Raw genomic sequence first — 17,972 nt, 5'->3', positions numbered from 1 at the left:
AGGGAACTCGGGCCGTTTACGGCCCTTTTTTTATTCCCCTGGAGGCCGGTAGGAGCGGGCTTGCCCCGCGATGCTCCTATAGTTCCGTAAAGAATAAACAAATGAAAAAATATGATTTATAGATATATGTATCGAGCTGTTAAGGTCACTCCACTCCAGCGAGAACTGCAACTCGCGGCCCTCTAGAACACGATCAAGGATGCGCTCCAATGCTGGTTGTTTCTCTCGGTGGTAGTCCCAGTCTGCGTTCGCGCTCCGGCGTCCTGCTTGAGCGCAGCCGCCAGTGGCTGCAGGGCCAGGGCGTGGAAGTGGTGACATTCCAGGTACGCGACTTTCCCGCCGAAGACCTGCTGCATGCACGCTTCGACAGCCCCAGGGTGCAGCATTTTCTGCAGTTGGTAGAGCAGGCCGACGGCTTGGTGGTTGCCACTCCGGTGTACAAGGCTTCGTTTGCCGGTGCGCTGAAAACCCTGCTCGACCTGCTGCCCGAACGCGCCCTGAACCACAAGGTGGTGCTGCCGATCGCAACCGGCGGCAGCATCGCCCACATGCTCGCTGTGGACTACGCGCTCAAGCCGGTACTGTCTGCGCTCAAGGCCCAGGAAACCCTGCAAGGCATCTTCGCCGACGACAGCCAGATCGCCTACGGCGAAGGCAGTGCCGCCGCGCAACTGGCGCCGGCGCTGGAGCAGCGCCTGCTGGAATCGCTCGAACTGTTCCACAGCGCCCTGGCGCGTCGACCCAAACCGGTTGCCCCGGGCGTGTTGAATGAACGTCTGCTCAGTGCTCGCTGGAGCATCTGAGGCTTTCCATCCGTTACCTGTAATTCCCACCTTACTCGCCCGCCAACGGGCAAGCAGGTGCAGCCTGAACCCCAACAGCAAAGGAGAGCGCTATGCGCACTGTCATTTTGCGTCGTGGTCTGGTCGCTCTGTTTGCTGCGGCTGTGTCCTTCGGCGCCATTACTCAAGCCCAGGCTGAAAGCCTGCGTATCGGTTACCAGAAGTACGGCACCCTGGTGTTGCTCAAAGCCAAGGGCACGCTGGAAAAACGCCTTGCCGCCCAGGGCGTGCAGGTGCAATGGACTGAATTCCCCGGTGGCCCGCAACTGCTCGAAGGCCTGAACGTCGGCTCGATCGACTTCGGCGTCACCGGCGAAACCCCGCCGGTGTTCGCCCAGGCCGCTGGCGCCGACCTGCTGTATGTCGCCTACGAGCCGCCGGCGCCGCACAGCGAAGCGATCCTGGTGCCCAAGGGCTCGCCGATCCAGTCGGTGAAGGAACTCAAGGGCAAGAAAGTCGCGCTGAACAAAGGCTCCAACGTTCACTACCTGCTGGTCCGCGCCCTGGAAGACGCCGGCCTCAAGTACAGCGACATCCAGCCGGTGTTCCTGCCGCCCGCCGATGCCCGCGCCGCCTTCGAGCGCGGCAGCGTCGATGCCTGGGTGATCTGGGACCCGTACCAGGCGGCTGCCGAGCAGCAGCTGCAGGCGCGCACCCTGCGCGATGGCCAGGGCATCGTCGACAACCACCAGTTCTACCTGGCGACCAAGCCTTATGCGCAAAAGCACCCTGAAGTGATCAGCGCGCTGGTCGATGAAGTGCGCGCGGTGGGCGAGTGGTCCAAGGCCAACCCGCAGGAAGTCACTGACCAGGTCGCGCCGCTGCTCGGCCTGCCGGGCGACATCACCCTGACCTCGGTCAAGCGCCAGGGCTATGGCGCTGCCTTCCTGACCCCGCAAGTGATCGCTGCCCAGCAGAAGATCGCCGACACCTTCAAGACGCTCAAGCTGATTCCCAAGCCCTTGAGCATCAAGGATGTGATCTGGACCCCACCGGCCAAGGTCGCCAGCGCCCCTTGACGATTTGCCCGCGCCGGGGCGCCGCCCCGGTCTGCGCCACCCCTAGGAGACAACTCCAATGAGCCTCAACGTATTCTGGTTTCTTCCCACCCATGGCGACGGCCATTACCTTGGCACCGCCGAGGGCGCGCGCGCCGTCGATCACGGCTACCTGCAGCAGATTGCCCAGGCCGCCGACCGCCTCGGTTTTGGTGGCGTGTTGATTCCGACCGGGCGTTCCTGCGAGGACTCCTGGCTGGTTGCCGCGTCGCTGATCCCGGTAACCCAGCGCCTGAAGTTCCTGGTCGCGCTGCGCCCGGGGATCATCTCGCCGACCGTGGCGGCGCGTCAGGCGGCAACCCTGGATCGTCTTTCCGGTGGCCGTGCCTTGTTCAACCTGGTCACCGGCGGCGATCCGGAAGAGCTGTCCGGTGACGGCCTGTTCCTCAGCCATGAAGAGCGCTACCAGGCCTCGGTGGAATTTACCCGCATCTGGCGCCGGGTGCTGGAAGGCGAAACCGTCGACTACGACGGCCAGCACATCCAGGTCAAAGGCGCCAAGCTGCTCTATCCGCCGATCCAGCAGCCGCGTCCGCCGCTGTACTTTGGCGGCTCTTCAGAAGCGGCCCAGGACCTGGCAGCCGAGCAGGTCGAGCTGTACCTGACCTGGGGCGAGCCGCCTGCGGCGGTGGCCGAGAAGATCGAGCAAGTGCGCGCCAAGGCCGCCAAGCAAGGCCGCACGGTGCGCTTCGGCATCCGCCTGCACGTGATCGTGCGTGAAACCAACGCCGAAGCCTGGCAGGCCGCCGAGCGGCTGATCTCGCACCTGGACGACGACACCATCGCCCGCGCCCAGGCCTCGCTGGCACGCTTCGATTCGGTCGGCCAGCAACGCATGGCCGCGCTGCATGGCGGCAACCGCGACAACCTCGAAGTCAGCCCCAACCTCTGGGCCGGTGTCGGCCTGGTGCGCGGCGGTGCCGGCACGGCGCTGGTCGGCGACGGCCCGACCGTGGCCGAGCGGGTCAAGGAATACGCAGCATTGGGCATCGATACCTTCATCTTCTCCGGTTATCCACACCTGGAAGAGTCGTACCGGGTCGCCGAGCTGCTGTTCCCGCACCTGGACGTGGAGCGCCCGCAACTGCCGCAAAGCGGTGGCTACGTGAGCCCGTTCGGCGAGATGGTCGCCAACGACATCCTGCCTAAATCCTCGGCGCAGCGCTGAGGGCCGGGCCATGAGTCGTAAATCCACTCCCTGGCAGCAACGCCTGGCGCCCTGGGCGTTGCCGCTGCTGTTGTTGGCGGTCTGGCAACTGGCAGTCAGCGTCGGCTGGCTGTCGACGCGGATTTTGCCGGCGCCCAGCGCGGTATTAAGCGCTGGCGTCGAGCTGGTACGCAGCGGCGAGATCTGGACCCACCTGGCAATCAGTGGCTGGCGCGCCGCCGTCGGTTTTGTGATTGGCGGTGCCATCGGCCTGGCGCTGGGCTTTATCACCGGCCTGTCGAAATGGGGCGAACGCCTGCTCGACAGTTCGGTGCAGATGATCCGCAACGTACCTCACCTGGCGCTGATTCCGCTGGTGATCCTGTGGTTCGGCATCGACGAGTCGGCAAAGATTTTTCTGGTGGCCCTGGGCACTTTGTTCCCGATCTACCTGAACACCTACCACGGCATCCGCAACGTCGACCCGGCGCTGGTGGAAATGGCCCGCAGCTATGGTTTGTCCGGCTTCGAGCTGTTTCGCCAGGTGATTCTGCCCGGTGCCTTGCCGTCGATCCTGGTCGGCGTGCGCTTTGCCCTGGGCTTTATGTGGCTGACCCTGATCGTTGCCGAAACCATTTCGGCTAACGCCGGCATCGGCTACCTGGCAATGAACGCCCGCGAGTTCCTGCAGACCGATGTGGTGGTCCTGGCGATCGTTCTCTATGCCGTGCTCGGCAAGCTTGCCGATCTGGCCGCACGCGGCCTCGAGCGGGTCTGGCTGCGCTGGCATCCGGCCTATCAAGCGAGCAGGGGAGAGGGCGCATGACCATCCTCAAGGATCCACCACCACGGCTGCTGCGCGGGATTCCGCTGGCGGCGCAGAACCTGCAGAAGACCTTCGGCCAGCGCCAGGTACTGCGCGATATCGACCTGCACATTCCGGCTGGGCAGTTCGTCGCCATTGTCGGGCGCAGTGGCTGCGGCAAGAGCACCTTGCTGCGCTTGCTCGCCGGCCTCGACCAACCCAGTGGCGGCGAGTTGCTGGCAGGTTCCGCGCCGCTGCGCGAAGCCCAGGAAGACACCCGCCTGATGTTCCAGGAAGCGCGCCTGCTGCCGTGGAAGAAGGTTATCGACAACGTTGGCCTGGGCCTCTCGGGCAACTGGCGGCCACGGGCGCTGGAAGCGCTGGCAGCGGTCGGCCTGGCCGAGCGTGCCAATGAATGGCCGGCGGCCTTGTCGGGTGGCCAGAAGCAGCGCGTGGCCCTGGCCCGGGCACTGATTCACCAGCCACGCCTGTTGCTGCTCGATGAGCCGCTGGGGGCACTGGATGCCCTGACCCGGATCGAGATGCAGCAGTTGATCGAACGGCTGTGGCGCCAGCACGGCTTCACCGTGTTGCTGGTTACCCACGACGTCAGCGAGGCGGTGGCGGTAGCCGACCGGGTGATTCTCATCGAAGACGGCGAGGTGGGCCTGGACCTTATCGTCGACCTGCCACGCCCGCGGGTACGCGGCTCACACCGCCTGGCTGCACTGGAAACCGAAGTTCTCAACCGGGTTCTGTCGATTCCGGGCACACCGCCCGAGCCGGAACCTGTCGCACCTTTGCCGACGCAATTGCGTTGGGCTCTCTGACCTGTAAGGAACCAAGCAGATGACTATCAAAGCGATCAACGTACGCAACCAGTTCAAAGGCACCGTCAAAGAAATCCTCGAAGGCCCGGTATTGTCGGAAATCGATGTGCAGACCGCCTCGGGTATCGTCACCTCGGTGATCACCACCCGTTCGGTGCGTGAGCTGGAATTGACTATTGGCAGCGAGGTGATTGCCTTTGTGAAGTCGACCGAAGTGTCGATCGCCAAGCTCTGAAAATCGCGGGTCAAGCCCGCTCCCTGTAGGAGCGGGCTTGACCCGCGATGAGGCCGTCAGCGTTTAGGCAGAAAGGGCGGTAGGTACAAGCCCAGATACGCATCAAACACCCGCATCCCTTCCTCGGCCATGCGCGGCGTAATCTGCCCATGCAACTGCACCGAACGGGCATACACCCGGTCTCCCAGCTCCATGGCCAGGGCAAACACATCGACATCTTCCGGTAACACCGGCAACTGGAAATGCGCGGCAAACAGCCTGTGCATCAGGTCGCCCAGCTCGATGTCGTGCTGGCGGTCAGCCTGGGTCACTTCGCTCAGGCCATGCTGGGCGAGAATCAATTGCCGGGCCGCGGCGTCTTCGTTGTAGATCACCAGCATGCGCTGCTCGACCAGGCGCGACAGGTCGTGCCAGGTGTTCAGCGCCGCTGAATCAATCGGTGCTTCAAGGCAGGCGCGAAAGGCGCCGTGCACGTCGGCGGTGAGTGCTTCAAGCAACGCCGGGACACTGGCGAAGAAGTGATACACCGACGACGGCGGAATCTGCGCGCGCTCGGCCACGCTGTAAATCGACAGGCTGGCCACCCCTTCGCTGGCCAGCAGCGTGCGCGCCGCCTCGAGGATCGAATCGATCCTCGCCTGGCTGCGGGCCCGGGGTTTGCGCGGGGTAACGGTGCGGGTCATGTCAGTTGCTGATCGCCAGGATGCTCGCCTGGTAAGCGCTGACGAACAGGTCGAAATCAGCCTTGTCCTCTTCACGCTCAAGCTTGGCCTGGGCTTCCAGGGACTGGCGCGCTGCGCTTTCGAAACCTTGCTGCTGCTCGGCTGAAAGGGCTTGGGCGCGGAAGAACTCGGCATGCACCTGGCTTTGGCGCAAGGCGAAGCGGCTGAAGCTTTCCTTGTGCTCGGTCATGCTCGCCAGCACCTGCGCCGATGGCGTCAGGGCAGGGTCGCTGACCTTGGCTTTCTGCGCCTGCAGGGCCTTGGCGTGTTCGTCGCCGCCCTGGCTGCGGTCAAGCAGTTCGGCCAGTGGCGCGATGCGTTCGAGCAATTCATCGGCCCACTGCTTGAGTTCGACCGGCTGGCCGTCACGCTGCAGTTGCAGGCCCGGGCGGCGACCTTCCTTGACCACGCTGAGGAAGTTGCCGGTGCAGTTGCCGCACTCCTGGTTGCCCAGCAGCGGGCTGTCTTCCAGGGCGCAGAACAGCAGGAAGGCGTCGAGGAAACGCGCTTGCGGCAGGTCGATACCGGTGGGCAGGAACGGGTTGATGTCCAGGCAGCGTACTTCGACGTACTGGATGCCACGGGCCATCAGCGCCTGGATCGGCCGCTCGCCGCTGTAGGTGACGCGCTTGGGGCGAATGTTGGAGTAGTACTCGTTTTCGATCTGCAGGATGTTGGTGTTCAGCTGAACCCACTCGCCATCCTTGTGCGTACCGATCTCGACATAGGGCGCGTACGGCGTGGCCACCGCCTTGCGCAGGCTGTCGGTGTAGCTGGCGAGGTTGTTGTAGCACGGCGTCAGGCCGGCCTGGGCGTTGCTCTGGTAACCCAGGTCGCTCATGCGCAGGCTGGTGGCGTAGGGCAGGTACAGGGTGTCGGCGTCGAACTGCTCAAGCTGGTGCGGGCGGCCACGCAAGAAGCCGGCATCCAGGGCCGGCGAGGCGCCGAACAGGTACATCAGCAGCCAGCTGTAGCGACGGAAGTTGCGGATCAGGGCGATGTAGGCCGACGACTGATAGTCGCGATCATCCACCGTGCTGTGTTCCGCTTCGCGCAGCAGCGGCCAGAGTTTTTCTGGCAGCGAGAAATTGTAGTGAATCCCGGCGATGCACTGCATGGTGCGGCCGTAGCGCAGGGCCAGGCCCTTGCGGTAGACGTACTTGAGCTGACCGATGTTGGAGGTGCCGTACCAGGCGATCGGAATGTCTTCCTCGGCCGGCAGCGGGCAGGGCATCGACGGGCTCCAGAGGAACTCGTTGCCAAGCTTGGTGTAAGCGAAGCGGTGGATGTTCTCCAGGCTTTCGAGGGTCTGCGCCGGGTCCGCCAGGGCTGGGGTGATGAACTCCAGCAGCGACTCCGAGTAGTCCGTGGTGATCTGCTCGTGGGTCAACGCCGCGCCCAGGGCTTCGGGGTGCGGAGTCTGGGCCAGACGACCTTCCTCGGTCACACGCAGGCATTCACGCTCGATGCCGTGCAGGCACTGCTTGAGCAGGGAGAGGTTGTCGCCTTGGCCGAGCAGGCTCAGGCGGCGGTTGAGAAGTTCGCTCAAGATGGATTCCTTCACGCGTCAGTCGCCCCAATATGGGGGTAGAGATGACGGTCTACAAGGGTGGACAGAGGAACTGGCGTTGTCGCCTGGTTTTGGCCGGCTTTCGGCAGCGCCTGCGCTCTGCCGAAAGTACCGCAGTTTGGCCATTTGCGGCTAGAGGACGACGAAAGTCCCCTGTGCTTTTGCCACCAGTTTGTCGCCCTGGAGTACATCGGCGTCGACCACCAGCGTGCGCCGCCCGGCATGTAGCACCCGGGCGATGCACAGCACGTCACCTTCGCTGACCGCACGCAGGTAGTTGATCTTGCATTCGAGGGTCACGCTCTGCTGGTCGAAACCATGGGAACTGGAGCAGGCCAGGCCCATGGTGGTGTCGACCAGGCTGAAGATTGCCCCGCCATGCAGCTTGCCGCCGCGGTTGCGCAGGTGCGGCTCCAGGGCCATGGACACCTCGGCAACGCCGTTTTCCAGGCGTTGCAGACGGCAGCCGAGCAACTGGCTGAAGGCGCTGAAGACGACGTCGTCGGGAACCGTCATCACTTCTTCTTCAGCTGCTTGGCGTTGGCGAACAGCGAGGCCATGGCGTTGTTGGCCGGTGCCGGGGTTTCCTTGGCGCGGGCCGGGGCACTCTGTTGGCGCGGGGCCGAGCCCGGGCGGCTGCCACGGGCGCCGTCGATCTTCTCGCCCGGGGTGTCGCTCATGCGCATCGACAGGCCGACGCGTTTGCGCGGGATGTCGACTTCCATGACCTTGACCTTGACCACGTCGCCGGCCTTGACCGCTTCACGCGGGTCCTTGATGAACTTCTCCGACAGCGCCGAGATGTGCACCAGGCCATCCTGGTGTACGCCGATGTCGACGAAGGCACCGAAGTTGGTGACGTTGGTCACCACGCCTTCGAGGATCATCCCCAGTTGCAGGTCCTTGAGGTCTTCGACGCCTTCCTGGAACTCGGCGGTCTTGAACTCCGGGCGTGGGTCGCGGCCGGGTTTGTCCAGTTCCTGGAGGATGTCGGTGACCGTCGGCAGGCCGAAGGTTTCGTCGGTGAACTTCTTCGGGTCCAGGCGCTTGAGGAAGCCGCTGTCGCCGATCAGCGAACGGATGTCACGGTCGGTCTCGGCGGCAATGCGTTGCACCAGCGGGTAGGCTTCCGGGTGCACCGCCGAGGCGTCCAGCGGGTTATCGCCGTTCATGACGCGCAGAAAGCCTGCGGCCTGTTCGAAGGTTTTTTCGCCCAGGCGGCTGACTTTCTTCAGCGCGGCGCGGGTCTTGAAGGCGCCGTTGGCGTCGCGGTGGGCGACGATGTTCTGTGCCAGGGTGCTGTTGAGGCCGGAGATGCGCGCCAGTAGTGCCACCGACGCGGTGTTGACGTCGACGCCGACGGCGTTCACGCAGTCCTCGACCACCGCATCCAGGCCACGGGCCAGTTTCAACTGCGAGACATCGTGCTGGTACTGGCCGACACCGATGGATTTCGGCTCGATCTTCACCAGTTCCGCCAGCGGGTCCTGCAGGCGGCGGGCGATCGACACAGCGCCACGGATCGACACGTCGAGGTCCGGGAACTCCTTGGCCGCCAGCTCCGAGGCCGAGTACACCGAAGCACCGGCTTCGGAGACCATGACCTTGGTCATTTTCAGGGCTGGATATTTTTTGATCAGTTCGGCGGCGAGCTTGTCTGTTTCGCGGCTGGCGGTGCCGTTACCGATGGCGATCAGCTCGACCGAGTGCTTGGCGCACAGCGCGGCGAGCACGGCGATGGTCTGGTCCCACTGGTTTTTTGGTACGTGCGGGTAGACGGTGGCGGTGTCCAGCAGCTTGCCGGTGGCATCGACCACGGCGACCTTGCAACCGGTGCGCAGGCCCGGGTCCAGGCCCAGGGTGGCGCGCGGGCCGGCCGGGGCGGCCAGCAGCAGGTCGTGCAGGTTGTGGGCGAAGACGTTGATCGCCTCGCCTTCGGCGTTGTCGCGCAGCTCGCCGAACAGGTCGGTTTCAAGGTGGCTGTAGAGCTTGACCTTCCAGGTCCAGCGCACCACTTCGGCCAGCCATTTGTCGGCAGGACGGTTCTGATTTTGCAGGCCGAAACGCTCGGCGATCATCATTTCGCACGGGTGCAGGGTGCCCGGCAGTTCTTCGCCGACTTTCAGCGAAGCGGACAGCACGCCTTCGTTGCGGCCGCGGAAAATCGCCAGGGCGCGGTGCGACGGTACGCTCTTGAGCACTTCGTCGTGCTCGAAGTAGTCACGGAACTTCGCCCCTTCCTCTTCCTTGCCGGCCACCAGGCGGGCGCTGAGCACCGCTTCCTGCTTGAGAAAGCTGCGCAGCTTGTCGAGCAGGCTGGCGTCTTCGGCAAAGCGCTCCATGAGGATGTACTTGGCGCCTTCGAGGGCGGCTTTGACATCGGCCACGCCTTTTTCGGCGTCGACGAAACGCGCGGCTTCGGTTTCAGGGCTCAGTTGCGGGTCGCTCAGCAGGCCGTCGGCCAGCTCGCCGAGGCCGGCTTCCAGGGCGATCTGGCCCTTGGTGCGGCGCTTTTGCTTGTACGGCAGGTACAGGTCTTCGAGGCGGGTCTTGGTGTCGGCCAATTTGATTTCACGGGCCAGTTCCGGGGTCAGCTTGCCTTGCTCTTCGATGCTGGCAAGGATGCTGACACGCCGTTCGTCCAGCTCGCGCAAGTAGCGCAGGCGCTCTTCAAGGTGACGCAGCTGGGTGTCATCCAGGCTACCGGTGACTTCTTTCCGGTAACGGGCGATAAAAGGCACGGTCGAACCTTCATCAAGTAGAGCCACGGCCGCTTCGACCTGTTGTGGGCGGACACCGAGTTCCTCGGCGATGCGGCTGTTGATGCTGTCCATAAAACCACCTGACAAATTGTGAATACAAAGGCCGCGGGCGGGCGCTGTAGAGCGCTTGTGGTCAATGCGGCGCTGGCTGAAAGCGGCGCATTATACCCAGCGCGTCCGGCTTGCGGTGATAGCAGCAGGCCAGTTGTCGGCCCGGCAATACTGGCACCCGGGGAAAAATCTGCTAACAATGCACACGGCACGGCCATTGATGGCTAAGCCATAATGCGTGCCGAGATTAGAGGAGCTACCCATGAGCAGCACTGCACAAACCGCCGAAGGCGACAAAATTCTCATCGTCGACGATGACCCGGGCCTGAGCAGCCTGCTGGAACGGTTCTTCACCAGCAAGGGTTATCGCGCCCGTGCAGTACCCAATACCGAACAGATGGACCGCCTGCTGGCCCGCGAGGTTTTCAACCTGGTGGTGCTCGACCTGATGCTGCCCGGCGAAGACGGCCTGACCGCCTGCCGCCGCCTGCGCGCCGCCAACAACCAGATCCCGATCATCATGCTCACCGCCAAGGGCGACGAGCTGAGCCGCATCAAGGGCCTGGAGCTGGGTGCCGACGACTACCTGGCCAAGCCGTTCAACCCCGACGAACTGATGGCCCGGGTCAAGGCCGTGCTGCGCCGCCAGGCCCCGGCAGTACCGGGTGCACCGGGCAGCGAGGACGAAACCGTCACCTTCGGCGACTACGAGCTGTCGCTGGCCACCCGCGAACTCAAGCGCGGCGAAGAAGTGCACATGCTCACCACCGGTGAGTTCGCCGTGCTCAAGGCGCTGGTGATGCACGCCCGCGAGCCGTTGACCCGCGACAAGCTGATGAACCTGGCCCGTGGCCGCGAGTGGGACGCCCTCGAACGCTCCATCGACGTGCAGATCTCGCGCCTGCGCCGGATGATCGAACCCGACCCGTCCAAGCCGCGTTACATCCAGACCGTCTGGGGCGTTGGTTATGTGTTTGTGCCGGATGGTAATGCCAGCAAGTGATGTTTCGTTTGCAGGAGTAGCTCACCGCCAGCAGGGCAGGCCTTCGGGGTTGCCCTGTTTTTGCCTGTGCAGCGCTTTGCAAAGCCTGCGAGCCCCGCTCGTTCCCGCATAGTGTGTAGCCGTTGTCGATGAAAACGCCCCTGTGGTTCCCGCAAAGCTTCTTCGCCCGCACCCTCTGGCTGGTGCTGATCGTTGTGCTGTTCTCCAAGGCCCTGACCCTGGTGTACCTGCTGATGAACGAGGACGTGCTGGTCGACCGCCAATACAGCCATGGCGTGGCCCTGACCCTGCGCGCCTACTGGGCTGCCGATGAGTCCGATCGCGACAAGATCGCCGAGGCGGCGGGGCTGATCCGGGTGGTTGGCTCCGGGGTGCCCGAGGGTGAGCAGCACTGGCCGTACAGCGAAATCTACCAGCGCCAGATGCAGGCCGAACTTGGCGCCGACACCGAGGTGCGCCTGCGTGTACATGCGCCGCCGGCCTTGTGGGTACGGGCGCCGAGCCTGGGCGATGGCTGGCTGAAGGTGCCGCTGTATCCGCATCCGCTGCGTGGGCAGAAGATCTGGAGCGTGCTTGGCTGGTTCCTGGCCATCGGCCTGTTGTCGACCGCCTCGGCCTGGATTTTCGTGCGCCAGCTCAACCAGCCGCTCAAGCGTCTGGTGTTCGCCGCCCGGCAATTGGGCCAGGGGCGCAGCGTGCGCTTGCCGATCAGCGATACGCCGAGTGAAATGACCGAGGTGTACCGTGCCTTCAACCAGATGGCCGAGGATGTCGAGCAGGCCGGGCGCGAACGTGAACTGATGCTCGCCGGGGTCTCCCATGACCTGCGCACACCGCTGACGCGCCTGCGCCTGTCGTTGTCGTTGCTGGCCAACGAAAGCGACCTGACCGACGACATGGTCCGCGATATCGAAGACATGGACGCGATTCTCGACCAGTTTTTGGCGTTCATCCGCGATGGTCGCGATGAGCCGGTCGAAGAGGTCGATTTCAGTGAACTGGTGCGTGAGGTGGTGGCGCCGTTCAACCAGCCGGAGGAACAGGTGCGCCTGTGCCTGGAGCCGATCCCGCCGTTCCCGCTGCGCCGGGTGTCGCTCAAGCGCTTGCTCAACAACCTGATCGGCAACGCCCTGTACCACGCCGGCAAGGGCGTTGAAGTGGCGGCCTATGTGTCTGGCGAGAATGGCGCGCCCTACGTGGTATTGAGCGTGCTCGACCGCGGCGCCGGGATCGACCCGGGCGAGCTGGAGGGCATCTTCAACCCGTTCATCCGCGGCGACCGTGCCCGCAGCGGCAAGGGCACCGGGCTGGGCCTGGCGATCGTCAAGCGGATCGCCGCCCAGCACGGTGGCAACGTGCAGTTGCGCAACCGTTCAGGCGGCGGCCTGGAGGCGCGGGTGCGGCTGCCGCTGGGGCTGATGCTGCCGCGCGACGCTGTTTAGCCTTTGCCCTTGGTGCGGGTCAGGTTCGGCCCGCCATTCTTCTCCAGGTGTTCGATGATCATCCCGGCAACGTTCTTGCCGGTGGTGACTTCGATGCCTTCCAGGCCAGGCGAGGAGTTCACCTCCATCACCAGCGGGCCGTGATTGGAGCGCAGGATATCCACACCGGCCACGCTCAGGCCCATGACCTTGGCGGCGCGGATGGCAGTCATGCGCTCTTCCGGGGTGATCTTGATCAGGCTGGCGCTGCCGCCGCGGTGCAGGTTGGAGCGAAACTCACCGGGCTTGGCCTGGCGCTTCATCGAGGCGATGACCTTGTCGCCGACCACGAAACAGCGGATGTCGGCGCCACCGGCTTCCTTGATGTATTCCTGGACCATGATGTTCTGCTTCAGGCCCATGAAGGCTTCGATCACCGACTCGGCTGCCTTGGTGGTTTCGCACAACACCACGCCGATGCCCTGGGTGCCTTCGAGCACCTTGATCACCAGCGGCGCGCCATTGACCATCTGGATCAGGTCGGGGATGTCGTCCGGCGAGTGGGCAAAACCGGTGACCGGCAGGCCGATACCCCGGCGCGACAACAGCTGCAGCGAGCGCAGCTTGTCCCGCGAGCGGGCGATGGCCACCGACTCGTTGAGCGGGAACACCCCCATCATTTCGAACTGGCGCAGCACCGCGCAGCCGTAGAAGGTCACCGAAGCGCCGATTCGTGGGATCACCGCGTCGAAGTTTTCCAGTGGCTTGCCGCGGTAGTGGATCTGCGGTTTATGGCTGGCAATGTTCATATAGGCGCGCAGGGTGTCGATCACAACCACCTCATGGCCTCGTTCGGTACCGGCTTCGACCAGGCGACGAGTGGAATACAGACGCGGGTTTCGCGACAGCACGGCGATCTTCATGCAACACCTGTGGAGGGAGTGATAGTGGCCGGGAATGCCGGCTTGTCCTGAACGTACTTGAGCCCCGGGTTGACCACCAACTGGCCATGGATCAGGGCTTTGGAACCGAGCAACAGGCGATAGCGCATGGCCTTGCGGCAGGCCAGGGTGAATTCCACCTCCCACACCCGGTCACCCAGCGCCAGGGGCGTGCGGATCACGTAGCGGGTCTGGGCCTGGCCGTTGGAGCTCTTGATGGTTTTCATCGTCACCAGCGGCGCCTCGCAGCGCCGGTGACGCAGTTGTACCACCGAACCCAGATGGGCGTTGAAACGCACCCACTGCTCGCCATCGCGCTCGAAGGGTTCGACTTCGGTGGCGTGCAGGCTCGAGGTGCTAGCGCCGGTGTCGATCTTGGCCCGCAGGCCGGCCAGGCCGAGGTCCGGCAGGGCCACCCACTCGCGCAGGCCGATCACGGTCAAATGGTCAAATGTCTTCAAAATGCTCAACCAGCGTAGTAAGTCGTCAGGCACCAGGGCGGGCATGAACGACAGGTCGGTGAACTGTAAGCACGCCGCGTGTTTTTTGCATCCGCCAGATACGGTAGTACAGTTCCCTTTACGAAAATAAGTGGGGAAATGTCATGGCACAAAAGCCGGAAGAGGATGACAAGGTCCGTCTGGATAAATGGCTATGGGCGGCGCGCTTCTACAAGACCCGGGCGCTGGCCAAGGCGGCCATCGAAAGCGGCAAGGTGCATTGCCGGGGCGAGCGCTGCAAGCCGGGCAAGGAGCCGCGGTTGGGCGATGAGTTCGTCCTGCGTACCGGCTTTGACGAGCGTACGGTGGTGGTCAAGGCGCTGTCGGTAGTGCGTCGCGGCGCGCCTGAAGCTCAGGCGCTATACGAGGAAACCGCGCAGAGCATCGCCCGTCGTGAACAGGCGGTAGCGATGCGCAAGGCCGGTGCCCTGGGGGTCAGCACTGATGGCCGGCCCACCAAGAAACAGCGGCGCCAGCTGCATCAGTTGCATGACAGCGCCGGTTAAGCGCGCGGGTTGACCACATTCAGGCGCCCGAGCAGTGGCAGCCGCGCCATGAGCTCAAACAGCGGCGCGCTCAGGCGCATCAGGGCAGCGCTGGCCTTGGCGGCAAACGGGGTATAGCAGCTCCAGCCCAAGGCCAGTACCGCCATCAGTACGCCACCGATGTAGTCGTCCTGGCCCCAGTGCGCGCCGGCCACCAGGCGCGGCAACATGAACAGCAGCGCCAGAGCCCAGACCAGCAATTGCTGTAGCAGCTTGCGGCTGAACAGGCTCATGAACATCGCCCAGATCAGCAGCACCGAGGCGTGATCGCCAGGGAAGCTCTGGCTGGAGCGGTCCTTGAGTTCCCAGCGTGCTTCAAGTTGCGGGTAGAAATCGCTGAGGTGAATGGCATCGCTGAACACCATCGACGGGCTGTTGTGCTGCCAGCCCATGGCGTTCATCCATTTCGAGAACAGCGCGCGGATCACCAGCAGCAGGACCAGGGTAGCGAAGAAGCCGAAGAAGGCCTGGCGCACCTGGCTGGCCTTGAATACCCAGTCGCCACGGATCAGCAGGCTGAGGAGGATCAGGCCGACGACAATATCGAACGGGCGCAGGCTGCCGACGGTCCAGATGTAACGCCAGACGCTATTGTCGGCCAGTGGCCGGTTGAGCAGGTGAAACAGCCATTCGTCGAAAGTCAGGCAGATGATCTGGCCAACAGGCCACAACCAGAAACACAGTAGAGCAACGGGCAAAACCGTGCAGAGAATCAAGGGACCCCAAGCCCACCTTGCTTGGAACAGTGAAGAATTGTCCATAAACTACCTCTTTGCTGCGAACCACGAGTGCACCATTCTGGTGCTCTAGACTGGGCTTTATAGGCCCTTGAAATTATTTTGTCATCATTCAGAAAGCCAAAGCCCATGTCCGATTTGCCAGATACCGACTACACACAACGCTTCCTTTTCGACGACCGCGACGTTCGCGGTGAAATGGTCGGGCTGGAGCGCAGCTACGCCGAAGTGCTGGCCAAGCACCCTTATCCGCAGCCTGTGGCACAGCTGCTCGGCGAGCTGATGGCGGCAGCCGCGCTGCTGGTCGGTACGCTGAAGTTCGATGGCCTGCTGATCCTCCAGGCGCAGTCGAGCGGGCCGGTGCCCCTGCTGGCTATCGAGTGCACCAGCGAGCACGAAATTCGTGGCCTGGCCCGTTATGCGGCCGAGCAGATCAAGGATGATGCAACCCTCGCCGATCTGATGCCTGGCGGCCACCTGGTGCTGACCATCATTCCGGTCAACGGCCAGCGCTATCAGGGCACGGTGGAACTGGACGGCAAGGATCTGTCGGAATGCTTCACCAACTATTTCGTCATGTCCCAGCAGGTCAACACCTGCATCACCCTGGCCGCCGACGGCATTCGTGCCCGTGGTCTGCTGGTGCAGCAGCTGCCGGCCGACCGCCAGAAGGACATTGAGGAACGCGAGGAAAGCTGGAACCACGTCAAGGCGCTGGCCAATACCCTGAAGGCTGAGGAATTACTAGGCCTGGACAACGAGACCGTTCTGCATCGCCTGTATCACGAGGATGCCGTGCGCCTGTTCGATATCCAGCCGCTGCATTTTCGCTGCAGCTGCTCCCGTGAGCGCTCCGGCAATGCCCTGGTGAGCCTGGGCAAGCATGACGCGCTGGAGCTGATCAACGAGCATGGCGGCCAGATCGAAGTCGATTGCCAGTTCTGCAATCAGCGCTACCAATTTGATGCCGCCGATATCGAGCAATTGTTCGCCGGTGGCGGTGTAGACACACCGTCAGATACTCGTCACTAAAACGTTTCACCACAGGTAAATCTCCTGTCTAACGCCGGAAACACGCCGTTCTGACAGGAGGGCCCTACTTTTTTTGGGCGTTTCTGGCATAATCCGGCCACTTTTTTCGCTGTAGTAGTTTTCAAAGCTCTACTACAAAACGTTTGGAGCACTCGGCCGCAGGCCGGATGGGGAATCTCATGACGCAAGCCAACAACACCGTCTACACCGACCTGAGCGTCGATGAGCTGGTAAAAGAAGCGCTGAACCGCGGTGAAGGCGAGCTGGCCGATACTGGCGCGCTGGTCGTGAAAACCGGTCACCGTACCGGTCGTTCGCCGGTGGATCGTTTCATCGTCGAAGAGCCGTCCACTCAGGACGCCATCGCCTGGGGCCCGATCAACCGCAAGTTCCCGGCCGACAAGTTCGATGCCCTGTGGGACCGCGTCGAGGCGTTCAACAACGCCCAGGATCACTTCGTTTCCTACGTTCACGTAGGCGCGGCTGCCGATCACTACCTGCCAGTGAAGATGACCACCCAGACTGCCTGGCAGAACCTGTTCGGTCGTTGCCTGTTCATCAATCCTGAACAGTACAACCCTGCTGGCCGTGATCAGTGGCAAGTGCTCAACGTTGCCAACTTCGAGTGCGTGCCTGAGCGTGACGGCACCAACTCCGATGGTTGCGTGATCCTCAACTTCGCCCAGAAGAAAGTCCTGATCGCCGGCATGCGTTACGCCGGTGAAATGAAAAAGGCCATGTTCTCGGTACAGAACTTCCTGCTGCCGGCTGCCGACGTGCTGCCAATGCACTGCGCCGCCAACATCGGCGAAGAGGGCGACGTGACCCTGTTCTTCGGTCTGTCGGGTACCGGCAAGACCACCCTGTCGGCTGACGAAAGCCGCTACCTGATCGGCGACGACGAGCACGGTTGGGGCGAAGGCGTTGTCTTCAACATCGAAGGTGGCTGCTACGCCAAGTGCATCGACTTGTCCGAGAAGAACGAGCCGGTCATCTGGAAAGCCATCAAGCACGGCGCAGTACTGGAAAACGTCGTCATCGACGATGCCAAGCACGCCGACTACACCGATGTCAGCCTGACCCAGAACAGCCGCGCCGCCTACCCGCTGGAGCACGTTGCCAAGCGTTCCGAGAAGAACCTCGGTGGCGAGCCTAACGCGGTCATCTTCCTGACCTGCGACCTGACCGGCGTGCTGCCGCCAGTGTCGATCCTCAACGAAGAACAAGCGGCCTACCACTTCCTGTCCGGCTACACCGCTCTGGTGGGCTCGACCGAAATGGGTTCGGGCAGCGGCATCAAGTCGACCTTCTCCACCTGCTTCGGCGCGCCGTTCTTCCCGCGTCCGGCTGGCGAATACGCAGAGCTGCTGATCAAGCGTATCCGCGGTTTCGGCTCCAAGGTCTACCTGGTCAACACCGGCTGGACCGGCGGTGGCTACGGTGTGGGCAAGCGCTTCAACATCCCGACCACCCGCGCGGTGATCGCAGCGATCCAGAGCGGCGCCCTGATCGGCAGCGAAACCGAGCACCTGGACACCATCAACCTCGACGTGCCACTGGCCGTACCGGGCGTTGAAACCAACCTGCTCAACCCACGCAACACCTGGGCTGACCAGGCTGCTTACGATGAAGCTGCAAAAGCCCTGGCTGGCTTGTTCATCGAAAACTTCAAGAAGTTCGAAGTGTCCGACGCCATCAAGGCTGCTGGCCCACAGCTGTAAGCTGAAGCCTGCGTAAACAAGAAGCCGCCCTCAGGGGCGGCTTTTTGTTT

At 63.2% G+C, this 17,972-nt stretch carries 18 protein-coding genes; 11 read left to right on the top strand and 7 right to left on the bottom strand.

Annotated features, from left to right (window positions below; all coding sequences use genetic code 11):
• Positions 1-209 precede the first annotated feature (209 nt).
• From ssuE to LOY22_RS25485, 6 genes are all read left to right on the top strand, one after another.
• Positions 210-803 (top strand): NADPH-dependent FMN reductase, encoded by a 594-nt coding sequence (gene ssuE, locus LOY22_RS25510; RefSeq protein ID WP_045201154.1) that lies wholly within the window; start codon positions 210-212, stop codon positions 801-803.
• 92 nt (positions 804-895) lie between these two features.
• Positions 896-1,861 carry a sulfonate ABC transporter substrate-binding protein gene (locus LOY22_RS25505; RefSeq protein ID WP_258595337.1) on the top strand — a complete coding sequence of 322 codons (966 nt, stop codon included), beginning with the start codon at positions 896-898 and terminating at the stop codon, positions 1,859-1,861.
• Between the two features lie 58 nt (positions 1,862-1,919).
• The gene (ssuD, locus tag LOY22_RS25500; RefSeq protein ID WP_045201156.1) at positions 1,920-3,068 is read left to right on the top strand and encodes an FMNH2-dependent alkanesulfonate monooxygenase; all 1,149 of its coding nucleotides are present in this window, start codon (positions 1,920-1,922) and stop codon (positions 3,066-3,068) included.
• 10 nt (positions 3,069-3,078) lie between these two features.
• Positions 3,079-3,873, top strand: a complete 795-nt coding sequence (gene ssuC / locus LOY22_RS25495; RefSeq protein ID WP_045201157.1) for an aliphatic sulfonate ABC transporter permease SsuC — start codon at positions 3,079-3,081, stop codon at positions 3,871-3,873.
• Positions 3,870-4,682: an aliphatic sulfonates ABC transporter ATP-binding protein gene (gene ssuB / locus LOY22_RS25490; RefSeq protein WP_093378378.1), complete on the top strand. Its 813-nt coding sequence runs from the start codon at positions 3,870-3,872 to the stop codon at positions 4,680-4,682. Before ssuC ends, ssuB begins: the two co-directional genes overlap by 4 nt.
• Positions 4,683-4,701: 19 nt before the next feature.
• Positions 4,702-4,917, top strand: coding sequence for a molybdopterin-binding protein (locus LOY22_RS25485; protein ID WP_010221227.1), 216 nt, complete (start codon positions 4,702-4,704; stop codon positions 4,915-4,917).
• 56 nt (positions 4,918-4,973) lie between these two features.
• Here LOY22_RS25485 and LOY22_RS25480 read toward each other — a convergent pair whose 3' ends face one another.
• The 4 genes from LOY22_RS25480 to LOY22_RS25465 form a co-directional block, all read right to left on the bottom strand.
• The gene (locus LOY22_RS25480; protein ID WP_045201159.1) at positions 4,974-5,600 is read right to left on the bottom strand and encodes a TetR/AcrR family transcriptional regulator; all 627 of its coding nucleotides are present in this window, start codon (positions 5,598-5,600) and stop codon (positions 4,974-4,976) included.
• 1 nt (position 5,601) lies between these two features.
• Positions 5,602-7,188, bottom strand: coding sequence for a glutamate--cysteine ligase (gene gshA / locus LOY22_RS25475; RefSeq protein WP_045201160.1), 1,587 nt, complete (start codon positions 7,186-7,188; stop codon positions 5,602-5,604).
• A gap of 153 nt (positions 7,189-7,341) precedes the next feature.
• A complete protein-coding gene (locus LOY22_RS25470) occupies positions 7,342-7,725 on the bottom strand; it encodes a PaaI family thioesterase (RefSeq protein WP_258595333.1) in 384 nt (127 codons plus the stop codon).
• Positions 7,725-10,043 carry a Tex family protein gene (locus tag LOY22_RS25465; RefSeq protein WP_093378382.1) on the bottom strand — a complete coding sequence of 773 codons (2,319 nt, stop codon included), beginning with the start codon at positions 10,041-10,043 and terminating at the stop codon, positions 7,725-7,727. The genes LOY22_RS25470 and LOY22_RS25465 overlap by 1 nt, the downstream gene beginning before the upstream one ends.
• 241 nt (positions 10,044-10,284) lie before the next feature.
• On the opposite strand from LOY22_RS25465, the gene ompR reads away from it, so the two are divergent.
• The gene (gene ompR / locus LOY22_RS25460; RefSeq protein WP_045201163.1) at positions 10,285-11,025 is read left to right on the top strand and encodes a two-component system response regulator OmpR; all 741 of its coding nucleotides are present in this window, start codon (positions 10,285-10,287) and stop codon (positions 11,023-11,025) included.
• A gap of 128 nt (positions 11,026-11,153) precedes the next feature.
• The gene (locus LOY22_RS25455) at positions 11,154-12,467 is read left to right on the top strand and encodes an ATP-binding protein (protein WP_038998193.1); all 1,314 of its coding nucleotides are present in this window, start codon (positions 11,154-11,156) and stop codon (positions 12,465-12,467) included.
• Here the strand turns inward: LOY22_RS25455 and rimK are convergent.
• Together rimK and LOY22_RS25445 are read right to left on the bottom strand one after the other, a co-directional pair.
• Positions 12,464-13,369 carry a 30S ribosomal protein S6--L-glutamate ligase gene (gene rimK / locus LOY22_RS25450; RefSeq protein ID WP_010221234.1) on the bottom strand — a complete coding sequence of 302 codons (906 nt, stop codon included), beginning with the start codon at positions 13,367-13,369 and terminating at the stop codon, positions 12,464-12,466. The genes LOY22_RS25455 and rimK overlap by 4 nt on opposite strands.
• Positions 13,366-13,782: an ATP-dependent zinc protease gene (locus tag LOY22_RS25445; RefSeq protein ID WP_371128664.1), complete on the bottom strand. Its 417-nt coding sequence runs from the start codon at positions 13,780-13,782 to the stop codon at positions 13,366-13,368. The genes rimK and LOY22_RS25445 overlap by 4 nt, the downstream gene beginning before the upstream one ends.
• Positions 13,783-13,991: 209 nt before the next feature.
• Between LOY22_RS25445 and LOY22_RS25440 the strand changes: the two genes are divergently transcribed.
• On the top strand, positions 13,992-14,393 hold the full coding sequence (locus LOY22_RS25440) for an RNA-binding S4 domain-containing protein (protein WP_213602942.1): 402 nt from the start codon (positions 13,992-13,994) through the stop codon (positions 14,391-14,393).
• On the opposite strand, the gene LOY22_RS25435 is transcribed toward LOY22_RS25440, so the two are convergent.
• Positions 14,390-15,193 (bottom strand): phosphatase PAP2 family protein, encoded by an 804-nt coding sequence (locus tag LOY22_RS25435; RefSeq protein ID WP_093378385.1) that lies wholly within the window; start codon positions 15,191-15,193, stop codon positions 14,390-14,392. The two genes, LOY22_RS25440 and LOY22_RS25435, sit on opposite strands and share 4 nt — an antisense overlap.
• Positions 15,194-15,298: 105 nt before the next feature.
• On the opposite strand from LOY22_RS25435, the gene hslO reads away from it, so the two are divergent.
• Complete coding sequence (hslO, locus tag LOY22_RS25430) at positions 15,299-16,201, top strand: Hsp33 family molecular chaperone HslO (protein WP_045201165.1); 903 nt, start codon at positions 15,299-15,301, stop codon at positions 16,199-16,201.
• Between the two features lie 179 nt (positions 16,202-16,380).
• On the top strand, positions 16,381-17,922 hold the full coding sequence (locus LOY22_RS25425; RefSeq protein WP_093378388.1) for a phosphoenolpyruvate carboxykinase: 1,542 nt from the start codon (positions 16,381-16,383) through the stop codon (positions 17,920-17,922).
• Positions 17,923-17,972 lie beyond the last annotated feature (50 nt).

Source organism: Pseudomonas sp. B21-035, assembly GCF_024748945.1.
Taxonomy (GTDB): Bacteria; Pseudomonadota; Gammaproteobacteria; order Pseudomonadales; family Pseudomonadaceae; genus Aquipseudomonas.
This window is presented reverse-complemented; position numbering and strand designations above follow the sequence as displayed.

What these genes read in the sequence shown, in the direction of transcription:
- ssuE (WP_045201154.1), top strand. Translation starts at nt 210, where the DNA reads ATGCTGGTTGTTTCTCTCGGTGGTAGTCCCAGTCTGCGTTCGCGCTCC.
- LOY22_RS25505 (WP_258595337.1), top strand. Translation starts at nt 896, where the DNA reads ATGCGCACTGTCATTTTGCGTCGTGGTCTGGTCGCTCTGTTTGCTGCG.
- ssuD (WP_045201156.1), top strand. Translation starts at nt 1,920, where the DNA reads ATGAGCCTCAACGTATTCTGGTTTCTTCCCACCCATGGCGACGGCCAT.
- ssuC (WP_045201157.1), top strand. Translation starts at nt 3,079, where the DNA reads ATGAGTCGTAAATCCACTCCCTGGCAGCAACGCCTGGCGCCCTGGGCG.
- ssuB (WP_093378378.1), top strand. Translation starts at nt 3,870, where the DNA reads ATGACCATCCTCAAGGATCCACCACCACGGCTGCTGCGCGGGATTCCG.
- LOY22_RS25485 (WP_010221227.1), top strand. Translation starts at nt 4,702, where the DNA reads ATGACTATCAAAGCGATCAACGTACGCAACCAGTTCAAAGGCACCGTC.
- LOY22_RS25480 (WP_045201159.1), bottom strand. Translation starts at nt 5,600, where the DNA reads ATGACCCGCACCGTTACCCCGCGCAAACCCCGGGCCCGCAGCCAGGCG.
- LOY22_RS25470 (WP_258595333.1), bottom strand. Translation starts at nt 7,725, where the DNA reads ATGACGGTTCCCGACGACGTCGTCTTCAGCGCCTTCAGCCAGTTGCTC.
- LOY22_RS25465 (WP_093378382.1), bottom strand. Translation starts at nt 10,043, where the DNA reads ATGGACAGCATCAACAGCCGCATCGCCGAGGAACTCGGTGTCCGCCCA.
- ompR (WP_045201163.1), top strand. Translation starts at nt 10,285, where the DNA reads ATGAGCAGCACTGCACAAACCGCCGAAGGCGACAAAATTCTCATCGTC.
- LOY22_RS25455 (WP_038998193.1), top strand. Translation starts at nt 11,154, where the DNA reads ATGAAAACGCCCCTGTGGTTCCCGCAAAGCTTCTTCGCCCGCACCCTC.
- rimK (WP_010221234.1), bottom strand. Translation starts at nt 13,369, where the DNA reads ATGAAGATCGCCGTGCTGTCGCGAAACCCGCGTCTGTATTCCACTCGT.
- LOY22_RS25440 (WP_213602942.1), top strand. Translation starts at nt 13,992, where the DNA reads ATGGCACAAAAGCCGGAAGAGGATGACAAGGTCCGTCTGGATAAATGG.
- LOY22_RS25435 (WP_093378385.1), bottom strand. Translation starts at nt 15,193, where the DNA reads ATGGACAATTCTTCACTGTTCCAAGCAAGGTGGGCTTGGGGTCCCTTG.
- hslO (WP_045201165.1), top strand. Translation starts at nt 15,299, where the DNA reads ATGTCCGATTTGCCAGATACCGACTACACACAACGCTTCCTTTTCGAC.
- LOY22_RS25425 (WP_093378388.1), top strand. Translation starts at nt 16,381, where the DNA reads ATGACGCAAGCCAACAACACCGTCTACACCGACCTGAGCGTCGATGAG.